16 protein-coding genes are annotated in these 22,635 nt (G+C 62.7%); 14 read left to right on the top strand and 2 right to left on the bottom strand.

The genetic code is table 11. From position 1 onward, the window contains the following. The first annotated feature begins 55 nt into the window (after positions 1-55). The 7 genes from CTATCC11996_RS16905 (at position 56) to CTATCC11996_RS16875 (ending at position 8,580) form a co-directional block, all read left to right on the top strand. On the top strand, positions 56-1,207 hold the full coding sequence (locus CTATCC11996_RS16905; protein ID WP_236597875.1) for an acyl-CoA dehydrogenase family protein: 1,152 nt from the start codon (positions 56-58) through the stop codon (positions 1,205-1,207). After that, positions 1,204-2,382, top strand: coding sequence for an acyl-CoA dehydrogenase family protein (locus CTATCC11996_RS16900; protein ID WP_003078378.1), 1,179 nt, complete (start codon positions 1,204-1,206; stop codon positions 2,380-2,382). The genes CTATCC11996_RS16905 and CTATCC11996_RS16900 overlap by 4 nt, the downstream gene beginning before the upstream one ends. A gap of 215 nt (positions 2,383-2,597) precedes the next feature. Further along, positions 2,598-3,383: an SDR family oxidoreductase gene (locus CTATCC11996_RS16895; RefSeq protein ID WP_080569889.1), complete on the top strand. Its 786-nt coding sequence runs from the start codon at positions 2,598-2,600 to the stop codon at positions 3,381-3,383. A 2-nt stretch (positions 3,384-3,385) separates the two neighbouring features. Beyond that, positions 3,386-3,871 carry a MaoC family dehydratase gene (locus CTATCC11996_RS16890; RefSeq protein ID WP_003078374.1) on the top strand — a complete coding sequence of 162 codons (486 nt, stop codon included), beginning with the start codon at positions 3,386-3,388 and terminating at the stop codon, positions 3,869-3,871. 136 nt (positions 3,872-4,007) lie between these two features. Continuing rightward, positions 4,008-5,210 (top strand): acetyl-CoA C-acyltransferase, encoded by a 1,203-nt coding sequence (locus CTATCC11996_RS16885; RefSeq protein ID WP_003078372.1) that lies wholly within the window; start codon positions 4,008-4,010, stop codon positions 5,208-5,210. Between the two features lie 41 nt (positions 5,211-5,251). Beyond that, positions 5,252-6,499, top strand: coding sequence for a LuxR C-terminal-related transcriptional regulator (locus tag CTATCC11996_RS16880; protein ID WP_003078370.1), 1,248 nt, complete (start codon positions 5,252-5,254; stop codon positions 6,497-6,499). 629 nt (positions 6,500-7,128) lie between these two features. Beyond that, on the top strand, positions 7,129-8,580 hold the full coding sequence (locus CTATCC11996_RS16875; protein ID WP_172590576.1) for a sensor domain-containing diguanylate cyclase: 1,452 nt from the start codon (positions 7,129-7,131) through the stop codon (positions 8,578-8,580). 205 nt (positions 8,581-8,785) lie between these two features. Here CTATCC11996_RS16875 and CTATCC11996_RS16870 read toward each other — a convergent pair whose 3' ends face one another. After that, positions 8,786-9,919, bottom strand: a complete 1,134-nt coding sequence (locus tag CTATCC11996_RS16870; RefSeq protein ID WP_034349487.1) for a CaiB/BaiF CoA transferase family protein — start codon at positions 9,917-9,919, stop codon at positions 8,786-8,788. A 182-nt stretch (positions 9,920-10,101) separates the two neighbouring features. Here CTATCC11996_RS16870 and CTATCC11996_RS16865 point away from each other — a divergent pair, with 182 nt between their 5' ends. The 7 genes from CTATCC11996_RS16865 (at position 10,102) to CTATCC11996_RS16835 (ending at position 22,070) form a co-directional block, all read left to right on the top strand. Further along, on the top strand, positions 10,102-10,845 hold the full coding sequence (locus CTATCC11996_RS16865) for an SDR family NAD(P)-dependent oxidoreductase (protein WP_003078362.1): 744 nt from the start codon (positions 10,102-10,104) through the stop codon (positions 10,843-10,845). A gap of 290 nt (positions 10,846-11,135) precedes the next feature. Beyond that, a complete protein-coding gene (locus CTATCC11996_RS16860; RefSeq protein WP_003078360.1) occupies positions 11,136-12,341 on the top strand; it encodes an acetyl-CoA C-acetyltransferase in 1,206 nt (401 codons plus the stop codon). 17 nt (positions 12,342-12,358) lie between these two features. Then, positions 12,359-14,530, top strand: coding sequence for a 3-hydroxyacyl-CoA dehydrogenase NAD-binding domain-containing protein (locus tag CTATCC11996_RS16855; protein ID WP_003078358.1), 2,172 nt, complete (start codon positions 12,359-12,361; stop codon positions 14,528-14,530). Between the two features lie 86 nt (positions 14,531-14,616). Continuing rightward, positions 14,617-16,323, top strand: coding sequence for a GMC family oxidoreductase (locus CTATCC11996_RS16850; RefSeq protein ID WP_003078356.1), 1,707 nt, complete (start codon positions 14,617-14,619; stop codon positions 16,321-16,323). Between the two features lie 29 nt (positions 16,324-16,352). After that, positions 16,353-18,764, top strand: a complete 2,412-nt coding sequence (locus tag CTATCC11996_RS24650; RefSeq protein WP_003078355.1) for an acyl-CoA dehydrogenase family protein — start codon at positions 16,353-16,355, stop codon at positions 18,762-18,764. A 103-nt stretch (positions 18,765-18,867) separates the two neighbouring features. After that, complete coding sequence (locus CTATCC11996_RS16840) at positions 18,868-20,226, top strand: spinster family MFS transporter (RefSeq protein WP_003078353.1); 1,359 nt, start codon at positions 18,868-18,870, stop codon at positions 20,224-20,226. 218 nt (positions 20,227-20,444) lie between these two features. Continuing rightward, positions 20,445-22,070, top strand: coding sequence for an AMP-binding protein (locus CTATCC11996_RS16835; RefSeq protein ID WP_003078351.1), 1,626 nt, complete (start codon positions 20,445-20,447; stop codon positions 22,068-22,070). A gap of 100 nt (positions 22,071-22,170) precedes the next feature. On the opposite strand, the gene CTATCC11996_RS16830 is transcribed toward CTATCC11996_RS16835, so the two are convergent. Then, complete coding sequence (locus CTATCC11996_RS16830; RefSeq protein ID WP_003078349.1) at positions 22,171-22,611, bottom strand: hypothetical protein; 441 nt, start codon at positions 22,609-22,611, stop codon at positions 22,171-22,173. Positions 22,612-22,635: the final 24 nt, after the last annotated feature.

The raw sequence follows: 22,635 nt of genomic DNA, 5'->3' as shown, positions 1-22,635 counted from the left end.
CCGGGTCGGGGGCCCGACCTTCCCATTCGATGAAGAACTCAGGACGCGAGCCATCATGGATTTAAGTCTGAACGAAGAACAAAAAATGATCGCCGAGAGCGCTGCAGTGTTTCTGCAGGAAAAAAGCAGCACGGCGCAGGCACGCAAGGTTTCTGAAACCGAGGGCGGGCTGGACCGTGCCCTGTGGCGGGAAGTGCTGGACATGGGCTGGTGCAGCGTGGCCCTGCCCGAAGCCGCAGGTGGCATGGGTCTGGGCTGGCGCGAGCTGGTGCTGCTTCAGGAGCAGATGGGCTATCACCTGGCCTGCGTGCCGTTTTTTGACGCTGTTGTCGCAGTGACACCGTTGTGGCAAGCGTTGAGCCAGACCGAGCAGGGCCTGGGCGTGGTGGAGCGCCTGGCCGCCTCAGGCCGGATATGCGTGCTTGGCATGACTGTGCGTGGCGAGCTGCCCACTGCGGCGACTGTGAAGGTGGAGGGCGATGCGCTGGTGCTCAATGGCCAGTGGAGTCAGGTGGGATCAGGAGCACATGCCGATGTGTTCCTGCTGCCCGCTACCCTGCCTTGCGGATCACTGGGCCTGCTGGAGGTGCATGCCAGGGAAGAAGGTTTGAGCGTGCAGGCGCTGACGACGGTGGATGCCACACGCAGCAGTGCCGATGTCATGGCCGTTAATGTGAGATTGACTGGCGCTGCCGTGCTGATGCATGGCGAGGCGCTCAGGAGCCTGTGGGCTCAGACCCGCAACCTGGCCGCCATCGGCCTTGCGGCCGAGCAGGTCGGCGTGGCAGAGCGCGCGCTGAATCTGGCCGTGGACTACACCAAGGAGCGACAGCAGTTCGGCAAGGCCGTGGGCAGCTTTCAGGGCGTCAAGCACCGGGCAGCGCAGATGCTGGTGAAGGTGGAGACCGCGCGCTCTGCCGTCTATGCAGCAGCTTTCATGGCGGATACCGCTGGCGATATAAGCGATCTGAGCTACTTCGCGGCTCAAGCTCGCACAGATGCAACGGAGGCAGCTCTGTTTTCCACGCGCGAAAGCATTCAGTTGCACGGCGGCGTGGGATTCACTTGGGAGTTTGATCCGCATCTGTTCTTCCGCCGTGCGCAGGCATCCAGCCAGCGCCTGGGTACGGTGGAGCAGTGGCGAGAGCTGGTGGCAGTGCGCTTGTTGGACGAAGCGACAGAAGATCAGATGGCGGAGGCGGCATGAAGATGCAGGAATCGGAAATCAATGAAGCCTTTCGCGCCGAGGTGCGGGAATGGATGGCACAGCATCTGACGGGCAAGTTTGCACCGCTCAAACATGCCAGCGGCCTGGGCGCCGAAGGCTATGACGCGGAGCTGGCCAAGGAATGGGAGCAGGAGCTGGCCAAGGGCGGCTGGACCGGCCTGGGCTGGGAGCCCCGGTACGGCGGCCGCAACGCCCCGCTGGCGCAGCAAGTCATTTTTCACGAGGAGTATGTGCGCTGCGGCGGCCCAGGCCGCATCGGCCATATTGGCGAGACCCTGCTGGCCCCCACGTTGATGGCTTTTGGCACGCCCGAGCAGAAGCAGCGTTTTCTGCCCGGCATTCTGGCTGGTACCGACTACTGGGCTCAGGGCTACTCCGAGCCCGGCGCGGGCTCTGACCTGGCGGGGATTCGCACCAAAGCCCATCGCGATGCGGCCACGGGCGAGTGGGTGATCAACGGTCAGAAGGTCTGGACCTCCTGGGCCCATGAGTCCGAATGGGTGTTTGTGCTGGCTCGCACCGACGAGACTGGTGCGAGCACTGCCGGCCCCCGCCATGCGGGCATGGTGCTGCTGCTGGTGCCCATCAAGCAGGCCGGCGTGGAGGTGCGTCCGATTCGCCAGATCACCGGTACTTCGGAGTTCAACGAAGTCTTCTTTGACGGCGCACGCACCGAAGGCGCGCTGCATCTGGGCCCCGTGGGTGACGGCTGGAAGGTCGCCATGTACCTGCTGGGCTGCGAGCGCGGTGCGTCCACTCTGGGCCAGCAGGCACATTTCCGCTATGAGCTGGACCTGATCATCGACCTGGCCAAGCGCAATGGCGCGGCCCGCGACCCGCTGATCCGTCAGCGCCTGGCCAAGGCCGATATGGGCCTGCAGACTCTGCGCGCCCATGCGCTGCGCTCCAGCGATGAGAGCACGCCCTTGCGTGTGGCTTCCGTCTCCAAATACGCATGGTCCAACTGGCACCGTGATCTGGGCGAGCTGGCCATGGATGTGCTGGGCGAGCAGGGCGAGCTGGTGCTCAAGGAGCCTGCGCTTGCTGCGCTGCAGCAACTGTGGCTGGTCAGCCGCGCCGACACCATTTACGCCGGCACCAACGAGATTCAGCTGAACCTCATGGCCGAGCGTGCGCTGGGCATGCCGCGCTGACTCCAGGAGCCTGGAGTGCTTGTCCTTGTGTAGGTGATTACTCTGATTGGTTGACGTAAAGCTGCCGTAAATCGAGGGTTGACCCTGAAGATTTACGGCACTTTTGCGTTTGAAATGTCCGTCCAGCGACACTAGGGAATGACCTATCGTCCAAAGTGACGATGCTGCAGCGCAGCGACGATCGGAAGATCGAGGCAACTACTTTTGAATGACAAATGATTAGCGCTCCCTCCTACGTTGCCCCCCACGGTCTGCTCAAAGACAAGACAGTTCTCGTAACCGCCGCAGCTGGCGCTGGTATTGGTTTCTCTGCTGCAAAACGAGCAGCAGAGGAGGGCTGCAAGGCCTTGTTCATCTCCGACGTGCATGAGCGTCGGCTGGCCGAAGCCGTGGAGCAGATCAAAAAGGACACGGGCATGACCCAGGTCTTTGGCAAGCTTTGCGACGTGAGCAAGGAAGAACAGGTTCAGGCACTGATCTCCGAAGCCGACAGCGCCATGGGCGGTATCGATGTGCTGATCAATAACGCGGGTCTGGGCACCAGCTGCAAGGTCGTCGACATGGGCGATGATGAGTGGAGCAAGGTCATCGACATCACGTTGACCGGCACCTTCCGCATGACGCGCGCAGCGCTCAAGCTGATGCAACCGCGCGGCAAGGGCGTGATCGTCAACAACGCCTCGGTGCTGGGCTGGCGCGCTCAGACAGAGCAGGCTCACTACGCAGCCGCCAAGGCCGGCGTGATGGCCCTTACACGCTGTTCGGCGCTGGAGGCGGCCGAATTCGGTATCCGCATCAACGCCGTGGCACCTTCCATCGCCATCCACGCCTTTCTCAAGAAGTCCGCCTCTGAAGAACTGCTGGCCAAGCTGTCCGAGAAGGAAGCCTTTGGTCGGGGTGCAGAGCCCTGGGAAGTGGCCAATGTGATGATCTTCCTGGCCAGCGACTACTCCTCGTACATGACGGGTGAAGTGGTGTCCGTCAGCTCGCAGAGGGCCTGAGCATGAATGCAGTCGCAGACAAGATGCTGTTTGACTCGGCAGCCTCGGTGCAGGCATCGGTGGGGCGTCAGCTGGGCGAGACCGAATGGATGCAGATCACGCAGGAGCGCATCAATCAGTTTGCCGATGCCACGGGCGATCACCAATGGATTCATGTGGACCCCGAGCAGGCCAGGAACGGCCCGTTCGGCGCCTGCGTAGCCCATGGATATCTGACGCTGTCTCTGGCCAATCTGTTTTTGCCTCAGCTGGTCAGCTATCAGGGGCTGAAGATGGGCGTCAACTATGGTTGCGAGAAGGTGCGTTTTCCGGCTCCGGTGCTGGTGAACAGCTTCGTGCGTGGCAGCGGCGAGGTGGTGGCGGCTACGCCGATCGGGGAAGACGGCGTACAGGTCACGATCCGCATTACCGTACAGGTCAGGAATCAGGATAAACCCGGCTGTGTGGTTGAAACCATCAGCAGGCTGTTCTTTATCCGGGAAAATTGAGTGTGTGCAAGCGCCCGCTTCGGTGGGCGGTTGCATTTTTTGTGAAGAGGGATGAGCTGCCGACAGAGTGGCCGACCTCGATACGGCAGCAAAAGCTGCCCAGGGCGCGACGAAAAGAAAGTTAGGAGACAAAGACATGAAAGACGCAGTCATCGTTTCGACGGCACGTACCCCCATAGGCAAGGCTTACCGTGGTGCCTTCAACGACACCGAAGCCCCCGTGCTGGGCGGACACGTCATTCGCGCGGCGCTCAACAAGGCGAATGTGGCCGGTGCGGATGTGGATGATGTCATTTTGGGCATTGCCGCGCAGCAGGGTACACAGGGCTACAACCTGGGGCGTCTGTGCGGCTATACCGCCGGCCTGCCGGAATCCGTGGGCGGCATGGTGATCGATCGCATGTGCGCATCGGGCCTGATGAGCATTGCCACGGCTGCCAAGGGCATCATGACCGGCGAGATGAATATCGCTGTGGCTGGAGGCCTGGAGTCCATCTCCCTGGTACAGAACAAGTACAAGAACTCGTACCGCGCCCAGTCGAAGGCGGTGCTGGCCGCAGAGCCCACAGCCTACATCCAGATGATAGAGACGGCCGAGCTGGTCAGCCAGCGTTACGGCATCAGTCGTGAAGCCCAGGACGAGTACTCGCTGCGCAGCCAGCAGCGCGTGGCCGCTGCACAGGCCCGTGGTCTGTTCGACGATGAAATTGTGCCGCTGACCACGGTCAAGCAGTTGTTTGACAAGGAAGGCAATGTCACCGGCAGTGAGGAAGTTACGCTGACCCGCGACGAGGGCAACCGTGCCGACACCACGCTTGAGAGTCTGGCCAAGCTCAAGCCTGTATGGAAGAACGGCCAGTGGGTGGAGCAAGGCCAGTTCATCACGGCCGGCAATGCATCCCAGCTGTCCGACGGCGCCAGCGCCTGTGTGGTGATGAGTGCCGACGAAGCCCGCAGCCGCGGCCTCGCGCCTCTGGGTATCTATCGCGGCGTGGCCGTGGCAGGTTGCCGTGCCGATGAAATGGGGATCGGTCCCGTCCATGCCATCCCCAAGCTGCTCAAGCAGCATGGGCTGACGGTTGGCGACATCGGCCTGTGGGAAATCAACGAGGCATTTGCCTGCCAGGTGATCTACAGCCGCGACAAGCTCGGTATTCCCGATGAGCGCCTGAACGTCAACGGCGGCGCAATCTCCATCGGTCATCCCTTCGGCATGTCGGGCGCCCGTCTGGTGGGTCACGCCCTGCTGGAAGGCCGTCGCCGCGGTGTGCGTTTTGTGGTGGTGAGCATGTGTATTGGCGGCGGCATGGGCGCGGCCGGCCTGTTTGAGCTGAACTGATCCGATCTGTCTGCAACCAACCTTCAACCAAGGAGTTGAACATGATGGACAGCGCTTTCGCCAAGATGGGTTTTTCCACCTACACGCCGAGCTCCATCGCTTGCGTGATCAAGGATGTGCCCATATTCGACACCCCGGCCCCAGTGCGTGCGTCGGCCGATGCGCCCTTTGTGAGCGCCGAGCAGTTCAGTGCGCTGATCAGTCAGCTCTATGAAGCTGCCATGGATCCGGAAGGCTGGAAGCCTTTTCTGGAGACTCTGCGTCTGCAACTGGGCGGCAATTACGCTTCGCTCATCGTGCGCCCCGGCTCTGCCGATGATGTGGGGCTGATCGTCTCGGCCGCAGGCGACCGCCGCGATCTGATGCCGAACTGTCCCAAGATCAGCATGAGCCCGTTTCGCGGCATGCCTACCGACCGTATCGTGACCGTGGGGGACGTGATGCCCGAGTCCGAGTGGCGCGCTTCAAGCTACTACAACGACTGGTGCAAGCAACTGCAGGTGTTTCACGTGATGGCTGCCGACATCGTCACCAAGGACAGCTGCGTCTACGGTCTGCGCATCACGCGGCCCGAAGGTGCCCCGGCTTTCAACAAGCAGGAGCGTGCCTTCGGCTCCATGATGCTGCCGCACATCAAGCGCGCGCTGACCCTGCATCTGTCGGTGAACCAGGATCGTCAGGTCATCTCTCTCTACAGCAAGGCCACGGCCCAGCTGATGGTGGGGGTGGTCATCCTCGATCAGAACGGCAATGTGCTGGAGTGCAATCCCGCTGCGGCCAGCATCCTGGACATGCAGGACGGCCTGAAGATCTCCGGCGGCATGCTGGAGGCCAACTACGCCAACGACAACCGCAAGCTGCAGCGCCTGATCAAGGATGCGCTGATGCATACCCAGGTCTCGCGTCTGTCGATGACCGAAGGCATGTCGGTCAGCCGCCAGTCGGGTCAGCTCAACTGGGGCGTGGTGGTGCAAAGCATCTCGCCCGACGAGTGGACCGAAGGCAAGCAGCGCCCCAGCGTCGCCGTCTTTGTACGCGACACCGGCGGCAAGGCTGACCCACCCGTGAAGCTGGCTCAGCAGTTGTTCCAGCTGACGCCGGCCGAGACCTCGCTGGCCATCCAGCTGGCCAACGGCCTGTCGCTGGAGGAGGCTGCCGAAGCGCTCAACATCCGCCGCAATACGGCCCGAGCGCATCTGCGCTCCATCTTCTCCAAGACGGGGGTGCGCCGCCAGACCGAGCTGGTGCGCATCTTTCTCAACAGCGTGGCCTGGCTGGGGAACAAGTGAAGACGGTTGGTGGAAATAAAAAGCGGGCTTCGGCCCGCTTTTTTATGCATATGGAGCAGAAGCGGGCAGTCTGCTTTCAACCATGACCGTGCAAAATACCTCGCGCAGCATGTCGATGGGATGCGCGGATTCCGGCTGCTCGTGATCGGGCATAGAGCGGCCGCGACTCATTGAAGGCGAGGCCGGGCCGAAATGGCGCCGATGCAGAAATGCAGAAATGACTTGCCGATTGCAGGCTGGCCTGGCGAATGTTCTCCATGCACTCCATGGTGAAATCAATCTCCAGGCCCTGGACTCTGCTTGCGCACAGCTTGTCCGTGCAGGAGGGGCATGTGGTCTCCCTGGCTTGCTTTGCACATATTCCATCACGCAAGTTCAATTGTTTGAGAGCAGGCAGGCGGTCGAGGCGCGCATGCCAGCCAGAGCAAGATAACCCCCGCCCCTCACTGGAGAAACCAAGGCAGAATGACGGGCGCGGGGGTGAGTATCCGGTGTTCCTACGGAAGAAAGCACTTGCATGGCTAAACAGAAGAAATGTGACCGGCTCGCTCAAATAAAGCAACGACATGAAACTATTTCGCAAGCCTGCTTTTGATCACTTCCACTTCATTTCTAGTGCGCCCTATGCAATGCTCTTGGTGGGAGGGATTATTGCGCTGTCGATGACTGCGATCTGTACCGTCGTCCTCTACCAGAGTCGACTGGATGCAATGGAGCATGCGATAGAAACATCGCGCAATGTGGCCCTTCTTGCTGAAAACGATGTGGTGAGGAACTTCGAGCTCTATGCACTGTCGTTGCAAGCCGTGGTCGATGGACTCAACGATTCCGAAGTGATGGCCGCCTCGCCGCATTTGCGTAATGCGGCCTTGTTCGACAAGGCCGCAACCGCAACCTATCTGGGATCCATCCTGGTTCTTGACGCAGACGGAAAAATTGCCCTCAATGCAGGGGCCGAGAATTCGGTGAACGGGCATTACTCGGATCATGACTTTTTCAAAGTGCATAAGGAGAGTCCAAGCATCGGGCTCTACGTGGGTGACCCTTATTCATCCCCGCTGCATGGCGGCTCCCTGAGCATTCCTCTGAGCCGTCGGATTTCCCATGCGGACGGCTCTTTCGCCGGCATTGTGCTCATTGATGTTCAGCTGGAGTACTTTCAGAAACTGTTTTCTGTGCTTTCGCTAGGTAAACACGGATCGCTGGCCCTGATCAGAAAAGATGGCGCCATGATGATGCGGCAGCCCTTCGATGCAAAGGTCATCGGGCGCAATATCCGCAATGCAAGCACGTTCCAGCAGTTCATGTCGGCACCCGAAGGCAGCTTTTCGGATACCTCCTACCTGGATGGCGCGCAGCGCGCGTACTACTTCAAGAATCTGCCCAGCTTGCCATTCATCATCATGGTGGCCAAGGCGCATTCCGATATTTACGAGGTCTGGCGCCAGAGAGCTGTGCTGATTACCTCTGTCATGGCGACCCTCACGATGGCTTTCATTGGCCTGTCCTTTGCGTTCGGAGTGCAGCTCAAGCGGCGCATGCGCGCAGAGTCCGAACTGGCGCTGCTGGCGCGTACCGATGGCCTGACCGGCCTGAACAACCGCCGCAAGCTCGACGAGATCATCGAGCACGAGTGGCACAGGGCCAAAAGAAGTCACAGCGCCTTCTCGCTGCTGTTTGTGGATATCGACTGGTTCAAGGCCTATAACGACACCTACGGGCATCAGGCCGGGGATGCGGTTCTGGCTACCGTGGCCAGATGCATTGCCAGCAATATCCGGCGCCCCGAGGACAGTGCGGCCCGCTATGGGGGGGAGGAATTCATCGTGGTGCTGCCGGACACCAGCCTGGATGGAGGCGCGCTGATTGCCGAGAACATCCGGGAGGCAGTCTCCGAGCTTGCGATTGCGCACACCGGAAGCGAGTTCGGCTGCATCACGGTCAGCATCGGTTGTGCGGCCTGGGTGCCGGGCAAGGATCTGGATATGCAGGAGGTGCTGCGGTCGGCCGACAAGGCGCTGTATGGCGCCAAGATGACCGGGCGCAACAAGGTCGTTCTATCCAGCTCGTCTGCGGCATAGCGCCGCAGGCGCTCTGGTGACGCCGGGGCTTGGCCTGCATGGCTGCGTCTACCCCGGCAAAGCAAGTTGCTTTAATAGTGATAGCTGCTACCGCTTGATGTATATGGATTTCAATATGAAAAATATCTGAAACCTATTCGTATAAAGCGATGGTAGCTATATTTTAAATAGCATTAATCCTTTGCGCCGCTTGGCCGATGGCTGCTCAGGCACAAGCCTTGCTCTCGCGCAGCGCCGCTATATCGCTCTGGGTGTAGCCCAAGGATGCGAGCACGGCATCGGTGTCCTGCCCGATCCTGGTTCCTGGTGTGGGCCGACGCGCGGGAGTGCGTGAAAAGCGTGGGGCCGGTGAGGGCTGGCGCTGGGTGCTGCCGTCCACTTCCAGATCGATGAACAGATTGCGCTGGGCGTTGTGCGGATGAGTGGGTGCCTCGGCCAGACTCAGTACGGGGGCAAAGCAGACATCGCTGCCTTCGAGTTCCGCGCACCACTGTGCCTGGGTCTTGCTGCGCACAATCCCGGCCACGCGGGCCTTGACTTCGGGCCAGTCCGCGCTCTGGTACTGGCGCCTGGGGTCCACATCGGTCAGGCCCAGCTTCTGCAGCTGCAAGGCATAGAACTGCGGCTCGATGGCGCCCAGGGTGATGTGCTTGCCATCTGCGCACTCGAACACTTCATAGAAGGGGGAGGTGTTGAGAAAGTGATTCTGTGCGGGGTCGTCCTTCCAGTAGCCCATGGCGCCGCGCATCTGGTGCATCAGGCCACTCATGGCGGTTACTCCGTCGATCATGGCCGCGTCCACCACCTGACCCGTGCCGGATTGGCGCGCCTCGTGCATGGCGCACATGATGCCAAACAGCAGGAACATGGCGCCACCTGCCATATCGCCCACGATGGTGGGTGGCAGCACGGGCGCCTGTCCGGGACGCATGGAGGTGGACATCACGCCCGTCAGCGCCACATAGTTGATGTCATGGCCAGCGGCCTGGGACAGGGGGCCGGTCTGGCCCCAGCCGGTGACGCGGCCAAAGACCAGGCGGGGCGCGCGGCGGGCGACTTCCTCGGGGCTGAAACCCAGGCGCTCCATCACGCCGGGCCTGAAGCCTTCTATGAGCGCGTCGGCAGACTCGATCAGCTTCCAGGCGGCGGCGCGTCCGGCCTCGGACTTGAGGTCCAGTGCGATGGACTTCTTGCCCCGGTTCTGCGCCATGCGCGGGTAGCGGGATGCAGCCGCATGGTCGGCGCTGCGCTCGATGAGAATCACTTCGGCGCCCATATCGGCCAGCATCATGCCGGCAAAGGGGGCAGGGCCTATGCCTGCAAATTCGAGGACGCGCATTCCGGTCAAAGGTCCCTGGTTCTGGCCCTGGGACGGGTTTTCTGTGCTCAAGTCGGTCTCCTGTGGTGTCTCTGACTTTTCTATCTTGTGGATCCCGCCGGTTTTGACCCCGTCCATTTGGAGTATGTCCGGGGCGCAGGCCGGGCCAACACTGGGCATTCCATATAAAAGGAGTGCAAGACATGTTCAGGCTGGATGGGAAAGTGGCGCTGGTCAGCGGCGCCGGGCGCGGCATGGGGTTCGGCATCGCGCAGGCGCTGGCCGCGCAGGGCGCGCATGTGGTGGTGAACGACTTTCATCAGGACCGCGCCGAGAGTGCTGCACGTCAACTGCGCGAAGCGGGATTGAAGGCATCGGCCCAGGCGGCTGATCTGACGGATCGCGCCGCCATCTTTGCCATGGTCGAGCGCATCCAGGCCGAGGTGGGCGTGGTCGATATCTTTGTGCACAACGCCGGCATTCCGGCCCAGGGCTGGGGCTACACGCCGTTTCTGCAGTCGCCCGAGTCCGAGTGGAACGCCTGGCTGCAGCTCAATCTGCACGGGCTGATGCATGCTTGCCAGGCGCTGCTGCCCGCCATGCAGCAAAGGGGCTGGGGCCGCATCGTGGCCATCAACTCCGATGCGGCGCGCACGGCCACGGGCATGGGACTGTGCGCCTATGGTGCGGCCAAGGCGGCGGCTATCGGCTTCATCCGCAATCTCTCGGGCGAGGTGGGCCCGCATGGCGTGACGGCCAACGCCTTGTCGCTGGGCACCATGAACAACTGGGAGGGCTCGGAGAAGATTGCCAGGAAGGGCACTTCCGTGGGCCGGGCCGGCTCGCCCCAGGATGTGGGTGCGGCCGTGAGCTATCTGGCATCGACCGAAGCGGAATGGGTCAACGGCCAAGTGCTGCCGGTCAATGGCGGTGGTCTGGTGGCCTGAGTTCAGCAGCCGTCCTCAACAGCCTTCCGGTGGTTCAAGCCGGGAGGCTTTTTTGTCGCTCATGAGACCCCCGAGCTGTGGCACCGAAGGCGACAAAGCCCCTGCTGGGGGCATTCTGGCGGCGCAAACAGGCTTTCGCGCCCACAGAGGCAGGCCATGTGCCACCAGGGGCGGTTACGGGCTGTTTTTCTCATAGTCTGCCCCTAGTCTGAATCAGGTAGGTTGGGGCAAAAGCCGTATGGCAATCTGAAAAAGAACTCGATAACAACCTGGTGATGTGAGGAAAGCAGATGGAGGCATTGATCTTCGACCATGTCCGGACCCCCCGAGGCAAGGGCAAGCCGGATGGAGCACTGCATGAGGTGACGCCGGTCTGGCTGGCCGCGCAACCACTGGTGGCGTTGCGTGAGCGCAATCGGCTCGATACGGCGATGGTGGACGACGTGGTCATGGGCTGCGTGGTGCCCGTGGGCGAGCAGGGCGGCAATGTGGGCCGCATGGCGGTGTTGCAGGCCGACTATGCGCAGAGCGTGGCCGGCGTGCAGCTCAATCGCTACTGCGGCTCGGGCCTGGAGGCGGTGAGCTTTGCGGCGGCCAAGGTTATGTCCGGTCAGGCCGATATGACGATCGGTGCCGGCGTGGAGATGATGTCCCGCGTGCCCATGGGCTCGGACGGCGGTGCCTGGGCGCAGGACCCGCAGCTGGCCAGCATGACCTATTTCGTCATGCAAGGCATCTCGGCTGACTTACTGGCATCGCTGCGCGGCCACAGCCGCCATGAGCTGGATGCGTACTCGGCCGAAAGCCATCGTCGTGCGGCCACGGCCTGGGCGCAGGGGCGCTTCGACAGGTCGGTGGTGCCCGTCAAGGATTTTCTGGGCATGACGCTGCTGGAAAAGGACGAGACCATTCGAGCCGAGACCACGGCTGATTCGCTGGCCGCCCTCAAGCCCGCTTTCACCGAGATGGGCCAGAAATACGGCTATGACAGCGTGGCGCTGCAGCGCTATCCGCAGGTCGAGCAGATTCACCATCATCACCATGCCGGCAACAGCTCGGGCATTGTCGATGGGGCAGCGGCGGTGCTGATTGGCACGGCAGAAGCGGGTGCCAAGCAAGGGCTCAAGCCTCGTGCGCGCATTCGTGCTTTTGCCAGCATAGGCTCCGAGCCGACCTTGATGCTGGACGGCCCGGCCCATGCCGCGCGCAAGGCCTTGGCCAGGGCGCGCATGCAGGCTTCGGACATCGATCTGTGGGAGCTCAACGAGGCCTTTGCCACGGTGGTGCTGACCATGATGGAGGAGCTGGACATTCCCCATGAGCGCATGAACGTCAACGGCGGAGCGATTGCCATGGGCCATCCTTTGGGAGCTACCGGCGCCATGATTCTGGGCACGGTGCTGGACGAGCTGGAGCGCACCGGCAAGCGCACTGCACTGATCAGCCTGTGCGTGGCGGCGGGCATGGGCTCGGCCATGATCATCGAACGCGTGTGAGTGAGGAAGCAGAAATCATGACAACGGAAATCATTCGCTACGCCGTAGATGGGGACGGCATTGCCACGCTGACGCTGGATTACCCCGGCAAGACCATGAACGTGATCGACCAGGCCTTCATGGACAGCCTGGAGGCCTGTATTGCACGCATGCAAGGCGACGACCGGGTGCGCGGCGGCATCATCACCTCGGGCAAGGACAGCTTTGTTGCGGGGGCCGACCTGATGGGCATGGAGGCCAATATCGACGCCATGGCGGACATGCCTATCGAGGAGCTGTTCGCCTCCTGCGCATCGCTGTCCAGGCTGCTGCGCAAGCTGGAGACCCTGGGCAAGCCGCTGGTGGCGGCCATCAACGGCATGGCACTGGGCGGCGGCTATGAAATCTGCCTGGCCTGCCACCACCGCATTGCCGCCGATGCACCCACGGTCATGGTCGGCTTGCCCGAGGCGCAGGTGGGCTTGCTGCCCGGTGCCGGCGGCACCCAGCGCCTGCCGCGCATGATCGGCATTCTGGCTGCCATGCCTTTTCTGATGGAAGGCAAGCAGCTGCAGGCCGTGAAGGCCAGGGAAGCCGGACTGGTGGACGAAGTGGTGGCTCCCGAGCAGTTGCTCGGTGCTGCCAAGGCCTGGCTGATGGCCGGCCCCACGGCAGTGCAGCCCTGGGATGTGAAAGGCTTTCGCATCCCCGGTGGCGGCCCGCTGGACCCACGTGTGGCCCCTGCTTTCGTGGTGGGCAACACCCTGCTGCAGGCCAAGACCTTTCACAATATTCCGGCGCCGCTGTGCATTCAGAGCTGCATCTACGAAGGCTGCCAGCTGCCCATCGACAAGGGCCTGCGCATCGAGAGCAAATACATGGCCACGTTGTCGCGCAGCCCCGTGGCGCGCGGCATGATACGCACGCTCTTCGTCAACAAGACCAAGGCCGAGAAAGGCATGCACCGCCCTGCAGGCTTTGAGCCCTTCCAATGCCGCAAGCTGGGTCTGATAGGCGCAGGCATGATGGGTGCGGGCATTGCCTTGGTGGCCGCCCAGCGCGGTATTGAGGTGGTGCTGATAGACCGGGACCAGGCAGCTGCGGACAAGGGCAAGCAGTACTCCGAGAAGGTGCTGGCCAAGCAGGTGGACAAGGGCCGCCAGAGCCGCGAGAAGGCCGATTCCATCCTCGCTCGCATCACGCCATGCACCGATTACGAGCAGCTGCACGATGCCGATATGGTGGTCGAAGCCGTGTTCGAAGACCGTGCCATCAAGGCCGAAGTGACCCGCAAGCTGGACGCCGTGCTGCCGCCCGGCTGCGTGCTGGCCAGCAACACATCGGCCCTGCCCATCAGTCTGCTGGCGCAGGCGAGCGAGCGGCCCGATCGCTTCATCGGCCTGCATTTCTTCTCGCCGGCCGACAAGATGCCGCTGGTGGAGGTGATTCGCGGCCGTCAGACCTCGGATGCCACGCTGGCGCAGGCACTGGACTTCGTGGCTCAGCTCAAGAAGACGCCGATTGTCGTCAACGACAAGCGCGGCTTTTTCACCAGCCGCTTCATCGGTGCGTTTGTGGATGATGCCATCGGCATGGTGGCCGAAGGCATTGCCCCTGCATTGATAGAGAACTGTGCAAAACATGCGGGCATGCCTGTGGGGCCGCTGGCCATTACCGACGAGCTGTCGATTGATCTGTCCAAGCATGCGGGTGAATCTCAGGCCAAGGAGTTTCCAGAGGAGTACAGGCCCGGTCGCTCCATGCCGGTGATCGGCAAGCTGTTCGAGCTGGGCCGCCTGGGCCGCAAGGTGGGCAAGGGCTTCTATGACTACGACCCCAGTGAGGGTGGCAGCGGCAAGCGCATCTGGCCGGGCCTGGCCGAGCATTACCCGCTCAAAGCCCTGCAGCCCAGCGCCCATGACCTCAAGCAGCGCATTCTCTATGTGCAGGCCGTCGAAGGAGCGCGTGCCATGGAGGAGGGCGTGCTGCTGGCACCGGCCGACGGCGACATCGGCTCGATTCTGGGTGTCGGCTTTCCGGCCTACACAGGCGGCCCGTTCTGCTTTATCGACGGCATAGGTCTGCCGCAGTTCGTGGCCGAGGCCGACCGTCTGGCAGATCTGTTTGGTGAGCAACTGCGGCCCCCGCAGCTGCTGCGCGATATGGCGGCCAAGGGGCAGACCTTCTACGGAAAGACTGCCAGAGCCTGAGCAGGCCGCAAAGGGTGGGGTGGCGCGCTCACCCGGTGCCGGATCGGCACAGTCACTCATCCAATAACAATCAATGGAGACAAGCCATGGATGAAGTCTTCGATTACATCGTCATAGGCGCTGGCTCGGCGGGCGGCACACTGGCTGCGCGGCTGAGCGAGAACCGGCAGCACAAGGTCCTGCTACTCGAAGGCGGCGCGAGCCACAAGGATTTGCTGGTCTCCATGCCTTCTGGCTGGGGCCAGATGATCAACAGCTCCCGTTATTCCTGGGGGCACGAAACAGAGCCCGAGCAGTACGCAGCCAGGCGCCGCATCAGCCTGCCACGAGGCAAGCGCCTGGGGGGCTCATCGTCCATCAACGGCATGATCTATGTGCGCGGCGACCGGGCGGATTTCGACAGCTGGGCTGAGCAAGGGGCGGTGGGCTGGAGCTATGACGAGTTGCTGCCCTACTTTGTGCGCACCGAAGACCAGCAGCGCAGCGAACAAGAATTCACCCGGCCCTGGCACGGGCGCGGCGGGCCGCTGACGGCCAACAATCTGCACAATCCCCATCCGGTATCGCTGGCCATGGTGCAGGCCGCTATTCAAGCCGGCATGCCCGCTTGCAAGGATTTCAACAACGGCCATCCCGACGGGGCAGGGCTGTTTCAGGTCAATCTCAAGAATGGTCAGCGCTCGTCGGTGGCCAAAAACGCCATCGAGCCCGCCATGCAGCGGCGCAATCTGGATGTGCGCATGCAGGTGCTGGTCACCGGCATAGGTCTGGACGGGCTGCGCGCCAGCACCGTGCACTGGAAGGACAAGACCGGCGCAAGCCACGCTGCCCGTGCCGGCAAGGAAGTGCTGCTGTGCGCCGGTGCCCTGCAGTCGCCCCAGTTGCTGATGCTCTCGGGCATCGGCCCTGCCGCGCATCTGCAGGATATGGGGATCGAGGTCAAGGTGGATCTGCCCGGGGTGGGCGCCAATCTGCAGGACCATGCGATTGTCCCCATGTCCTGGCGCATGAAGGCCGGAACGCCCAGCCTCAACCGCTCACTGCGCGGCCTGGGTATTGGCGCTTCGCTCATTCAGTACCTGTTGACCAGGCAGGGAGCCATGGCCATGCCTGCCTCGGAGTTTGCCGCATGGTTCAGCAGCGATGCGAGCCTGCCCTACAACGATATCCAGATTCACGGCCTGCCCGTGACCGGCGATATCGAGGGCTATATGCAAAGCGGCAAGAACTACCGCACCGAGGCCTTCCCCGGCATGACGATGGCGCCCTACCAGGTGCGACCTTACTCGCGCGGCCAGCTCCGGCTCAGGAGCCGCCATCCCGAGGAGCTGGCCAGCATACGCATGAACTTTCTGCACGACGCGCGTGACCGCAAGGCGCTGCTTCACGGCGTGCGCATGGCCAGCACGATCGCCCGTCAGCCTGCACTGGCCGGGCTGATCGAAACGCAGACCCGACCGACGCCTGATCTGCAAAGCGATGACGAGCTGCTGGACTGGATCTCCATGTACCTGGGCTCTGGCCATCACGCCAGTGGCAGCTGCCGCATGGGCGATGCGGCCGACCCGCTGAGCGTGGTCACGCCCGATCTCCGGGTCAAGGGCGTGCAGGGGCTGCGCGTGATCGATGCCTCGGTCATGCCGCATCTGGTGTCGGGCAACACGAATGCTGCATCGGTGGTGATTGGCGACAAGGGCGCAGATCTGGTGCTGGGCCTGGAACCTCCCGCTGCAAGGCGGTGGAATGTGGCTGCGGTGCTACCGGATGTCGTACCTGCCGCCGCCGTGGTTTGAGCTTTGGAAGAATGGGTGGAGACAAAAAGATGAACTTCGATTTCAGTGACGACCAGAACGCCTTGCGCAACGAAATACGAAAATTCCTGACCAGGGAATCGCCGTTGACGCAGGCGCGTGCCTTGCTCGAGGGCGAGGGGCATCATGCTCAGGACGTATGGAGCGGCATGGCCCAGCTGGGGGTGACCAGCCTGATGCTGCCCGAGGACTGCGGCGGCATAGGCCTTGGTTCCATGGAAATGTGCGTGGTGGCCGAGGAAGTGGGCCGCCAGCTCAGTCCTGTGCCTCTGGCATCGACCATGTATCTGGCGGTGCAGGCAGTCCTGCTATCTACACAGGATCGGTCTGCACAACGCCAGCAATGGCTGCTGCCGGTTTCGGGCGGAAGCATTGGCTGCCTGGCAGCGCCGACGGACGGGCAGGAGCCGCCATCCGCTCTGCCCCTGTTTGACGGCAAGACCTTGAAGGGGGAATGTCCGTTGGTGGCCGACGGCATGGCCGCGCAATGGGGTGTGGCGCTGGCGCGCAATGCGACGGGAGCGGATGTGCTGGTGGCCTTCAGGTGTGACGGCTCGGTGCAGCGCAAGAAGCTCAAGACGCTGGATCCTTCCAAGCCCTATGCCTTGTTGCGCTTTGACGGCACGGCGGCCGAGCAACTTGACGGGGCCGGCAGCGCGGCTCAAGTGCTGGCGCGCGTGCGCAATCGCGCGGCCGTGATGCTGGCCTTTGAACAGCTGGGAGCAGCTGACGCCGCACTGGAGATGGCCTGCAGCTACGCCAGGGAGCGCAAGGCCTTTGGCCGTCCCATTGGGTCCTATCAGGGCATCAAGCACAAGCTGGCCAATCTCTACACCAACAACCAGCTGGCCCGTGCGCATTGCTACTACGGGGCCTGGGCACTGACGGCAGACATGACGCTGGCTGATGGTGTGCCCGAGCTGCCCGGCGCAGCCGCCGCAGCTCGCGTGAGCAGCACTCAGGCGCTGTCGGACGCGGCGCAGGAAAACCTGCACACCCACGGCGGCATGGGCTATACATGGGAGCTGGATTGCCATCTGTTCTACCGCCGTGCGCGCCAGCAGGCCGTGGAGCTGGGCAGTATCCACGCCTGGCGCGAGCAGGTGGCGGTCGAGTTGCAAAAGCGGTTGCTTGCTCCTGCGAAAGAGACGATTGGGCAGAGCTTGGCCGCGGCTGAGCGCCAGTCCATGGACTTTGAAGACACGCCCGAAGAGGCCGCCTTCCGCGCCGAATGCCGCGCCTGGCTGCAGGCCAATGCCGAGCCCAAGGCCAGTGCCGACGACTACTTCGGTCGTGACATGACTGCCGAGCAGCGCATGGAGGCAGCCCGGCTCTGGCAGGGCAAGAAGGCTGCAGCGGGTTTTGGCGCGATTACCTGGCCCAAGATGCTGGGGGGCCGGGGCGGCACACCCATGCAGGAGCTGATCTGGCGCCAGGAAGAGGGCAAGGTCAAGGTGCCCACGGGCATGTTCAATGTGAGCCTGGGCATGGTGCTGCCATCGGTGATGGCACATGCCAGCCCCGAAGTGCTGGGCCAGCATGTGGCCCCGGCACTGAGCGGAAAAAACCTTTGGTGCCAGCTGTTGAGCGAGCCGGGTGCCGGCTCCGATCTGGGCATGGTGCGCACACGTGCCGAGCGCGCGACCGATGGCCGCGAGGGATGGATCGTCAACGGGCAGAAGGTCTGGACGTCGCTGGCGCAGTTTGCCCAGTTTGGTCTGGTGCTGGCAAGGACCAATCCGCAGGCGAGCAAGTTTGAAGGCTTGACCACCTTCTTCCTCGATATGCGCTCGCCGGGCATTACCGTGCGCCCGATTCGCCAGGCAGGGGGCGAGTCCGAGTTCAACGAAGTCTTCTTCGAGGACGTGTTCGTGCCCGATAGTCAGATGGTGGGCAAGCTGGGCGGTGGCTGGAAGGTCACGCTGACAGGCTTGATGGCAGAGCGCCTGGCCATCGGCGGCGTGATGCCCGCCGAGCTGTGGCGCACCACGGCGGGCCTGCTGGCCGATCATCGGTTTGACGGCAGGCCGGCGCTGCAGGACGGTCGCCTGCGCGAGCGCTGGGCCGACCTCTATCTGAAGGAGCAGGCGCTATGGCTGCTGCAGTGCCGCGCGCTGACGGCGCTGAGCAAGGGCCGCCAGCCCGGCCCCGAAATGAGCGGCGCCAAGAACGTGGCCGCTGCCGCGCTGCAGTCCTTCAGCTACTTCGCCATCGACCTGCTGGGCGAGCGCGGCGTGCTGGCCGCCAGCGAACTTGGCGAGCGCTTTGCCATGGTCGAGCGCCTGTGGTTCGGCTCTGCCGGCATGCGCATTGCGGGCGGTACCGACGAGGTGGTGCTCAACAGCATTGGCGAGCGCGTGCTGGGGCTGGCCGCAGAGCCTCGTGCGGACAAGGACCTTCCCTTCTGCGAACTGCTTGCCTAGTGACTTGGCGCGGCACACCGCAAAGTGCCGCGGCCTTTTTACCGGGAATGCAAGGCTCCATTCAATCCACGTGGCGGAGATCACGTTTTTCAGGAGACAGGAAATGAGTGCATCTGCTGCGGCCCGAGTGCCGCAAGCCGCTTCGGCCAGGGTGATGTCGGCGAGCAATGTGACGGGCTGGCGTCGTCACTATCTGCTGCTGGTGCTGCTGCTCGTCTATGGAGTGAGCATGATCGACCGCCAGATCATGGGGGTGCTGATTCAGCCCATCAAGCAGGAGATGGGGGTTTCGGACAGCGCCATGGGCTTGCTCACGGGTCTGGCCTTTGCTCTGTTCTACAGCATTCTGGCCGTCCCTTTTGGCCGCTTTGCCGATCGTACCAACCGCCGCAACCTGATCGCCTGGTGCTGCGCCGGCTGGAGCGTTGCCACGGGTCTTTGCGGCATGGCGGTGGGCTTCTGGAGCCTGACGGCTGCTCGTGTGGGCGTGGCTGTGGGAGAGGCGGGCAGCACGGCCGCATCGACCACCATGATCGCAGACGTCTACCCGCCCGAGCAGCGCAGCCGGGCCATGAGCGTGTTCAGCCTGGGTCCGCATCTGGGCTCGCTGGTGGGCCTGGGCGTGGGAGCCTGGATTGCCCAGCACCATGGTTGGCGTGCGGCCTTTCTGTGGCTGTCTGTGCCCGGCGTGCTGATCGCTTTGATGCTGCGCTTGACTTGCCGTGAGCCCTTGCGTGGCGCGCAGGAAGGTCGTGCCGTGGTGCAGGCAGCAACCGAGAAGTTCAGCGAGGTAATGTCAGCCCTGGTGCGCAACAAGGCGTTTGTGGGCCTGGGGCTGGCCAGCATGCTGATGGCGTTCGCGGGTTACGCGATCGGCATGTGGAACACGGCGTTTCTGGTGCGCTCCCATGGTCTTCAGCTCAAGGATGCTGGCGCCATCATGGGCTTTATCGGCGGGCCTGCAGCCATCGCTGGTGCTTTGCTCAGCGGCTGGCTGACGGATCTCATGGCCAGGCGCGACAAGCGCTGGCAGGTGGGCATGCCGATTCTGGGCACGCTGATCTCGGTGCCGCTGGGGCTGGCCTTCTATCTCAACACCTCGCCCCAGACCTGGCAGCTTGCGGGGCTGCAGATTCCCCACGCCGTGGCCTTCTATGGCCTGTTTGCCATCTTCTCCAGCTTCTGGGCGGCGCCGGTCTTTGCGGCACTGACCAATGTGATCGCAGCGCATCGCCTGGCGACCTCGCTGTCCATCTACAACCTGCTGCTGACGGCTGTCGGCGGCGGGCTGGGGCCTTTGGCGGTGGGACTGCTCAGCGACGCCTTCACTGCCGGTTACGGGCAGGAGTCGCTGCGCTGGGCGCTGGTCTGCATGCTGACGTTCTATCTGCTGGCGGTGGGAATCTATGTCTGGGTCATCAGGCACTACGCGGCGCAGCTGGCAGCAGGAAAGACGGCTTGAGCGGCAGCGCTTTGCCTGCTGCCAGCCGGAAGGCATACGCACTAGGGTTGGCGCTCTTGGCAGCACATGCCGTTTAGTCAGAGCATTGGCGCGCCAGTGACCAAGGGTCTGTCCCCAGTTCAAGCGGACGATGGATGCCGCAGGCCAGCCGCCGAGCATGAGAGCGATTGCAGACGCAGTGAATTCAGAACAACTCAAGGACAGACGGAGACAGGAAGATGAAGCGGACCTTCAATTTGGCAGATATTTTCGAGCTGGTGGTACAGGCCGTACCTGATCGCACGGCCTTCGGTTGCGGCGACCAGAAGCTCAGCTTCAAGCAGCTCGATGAGCGAGCCAATCAGCTGGGCAATGCGCTGCGTGCGCGTGGCATCGGGCGGGGCGACAACGTCGGCATCCAGCTCTACAACTGCGCCGAGTATCTGGAGGCCTTTTTCGCCTGCAGCAAGATCGGTGCCGTGCCCGTGAACGTGAACTACCGCTATGTGGCCGATGAGCTTCAGGGACTGTTCAACAGCCTGGATCTGCGCGGCCTGGTCTATGGCGCGGACTTCGATGCGTCGGTGCTGGAAGTCATGCCCCGGGTGCCCACGCTGCGCCTGGCGCTGCGGGTTGGCACTGTGCGCGATGGCCTGCCCAGAAGCGTTCAGCCCTACGAGTCGGTGCTGGCCGAAGGCGCCCGGGAGCTCACGGACGCCGAGCGCAGCGATGACGATATCTTCATGCTCTGCACCGGCGGCACCACGGGGCTGCCCAAAGGCGTGATGTGGCCACATAAATCCCTGTTCATGGGGGCCTTGGGCGGTGGCGGCTATTACTTCCGCCGGCCTCCCATCGAACGGCCGGAGGAGCTGCTCCAACTGGTGCCCAACGGTCCGGCGCTGGCCTATCTGGCGGCGGCCCCGCTCATGCATGGCGCAGCCATGTGGGCCACCCTGATCAGCCTGTTTTCCGGGCATCCGGTCTATGTGAACGATCGCAAGAACTTTGATCCCGTGCACATGCTGGATCTGATCGAGCATCACCAGATCAATGTGATGGCCGTGGTTGGCGATGCCATGGCCTTGCCCATCATCCAGACGCTGGAGAACAACCCCGGGCGCTGGCCTCTCAAGTCACTGATGATCTTCGGCAACGGCGGTGCCGTGTTTTCGCGTCATCTGCAGGAGCGGCTGCTGGTGCAGGTGCCTCATCTGGTGCTCAACAACGGCATGGCCAGCTCCGAATCCGGTGTCTTGGGCGGAGGGGAGAAAACGCCCGAGGGCGAAGGCTTTATACGCATCTCGCCGCGTCCTGACCTCAGCGTGATCTCCGAAGATCTGCGCATCCTGAATCAGCCAGGGGAGGAAGGCATTCTTTCGCGCCGTGGTCACATGCCCCTGGGCTATTACGGAGATCCCAAGAAAACGGCCGAGACCTTTGTGATGGTCGAGGGCAGCCGCTGGGTGTTGACAGGGGACAGGGCCCGCATCGACACCACGGGCGAATATGTGGTGCTGGGTCGTGGCTCGCAGTGCATCAACACAGGAGGCGAGAAGGTCTACCCCGAAGAGGTGGAGGAAACCGCGCGCCGCTACCCGCCGGTTCAGGATGTGGTGATCGTGGGCCTTCCTGACGAACGCTGGGGCAGCAAGGTGGTGGCCGTGGTGCAGGTGCAGCAGGGCCATGAGTTCGATCTGCAGGAGTTCGAAAAGATCTGCCGCAGCAATCTGTCGGGCTACAAGCTGCCGCGCGCCGTATATCTGACCACTGAAGTCAAGCGCAGCCCGGCAGGCAAGGCGGATTACCGCTGGGCCAAGGCCTATGCGGCGGAGCATGAGCCGCTTGGCGCCGTAGCGGCCTGAACCAGAAGGAAGAACAGTTACAGACAGCACAGAGGATACCCTGTTCGTCGCGCCTGACGACGGGATTTAAAGGAGGCTCCGGCCTCCTTCTTTTTTATCTTCAGCGTGGCGCAGCGCAGATCCGGCGCGCAGTCTTCTCGGACTTCAGCGCCACAAAGGCCTTGGCCTGCGTGTCATAGCGGTGTGCAATCACATACTGGCTGCAGCGATCCGAATAGCGCGCGCAGGTCTGCATGGCAATGCAAAGATGGGGCCCGTTTCCCCAGACCTTGGCGGGCGGCCGGTCGTAAATGCCTTCGTACAGCGTCTGCTCCTGCGCTCCTCCGTCATTCCATCTGGCCACGATTTCAGAAGAGAAATGGTCAAAGCCTGCGTTGCTGTAGCCTACCTCGTAGTCAATCGTGCCCAGCCTGGTGATGGAAGTGCGGCCCGTTACCTGCTTATCCCAGGCTGCTGCTTCCTGCGCGCTGCAAGGCATGACGAAAAAGCTCAGCAGCATGAGCCACGTCTGAAGCAGGGTATGGAACTTGCGCAAATGCATGGGGTACAGACATGGAAGATGACG

It is taken from the genome of Comamonas testosteroni ATCC 11996 (genome assembly GCF_000241525.1).
In the GTDB taxonomy this organism is placed as follows: domain Bacteria; phylum Pseudomonadota; class Gammaproteobacteria; order Burkholderiales; family Burkholderiaceae_C; genus Comamonas; species Comamonas testosteroni.
Note: the sequence above shows the minus strand (reverse complement) of the source record. Positions and strands in the feature narration are given on the sequence as shown.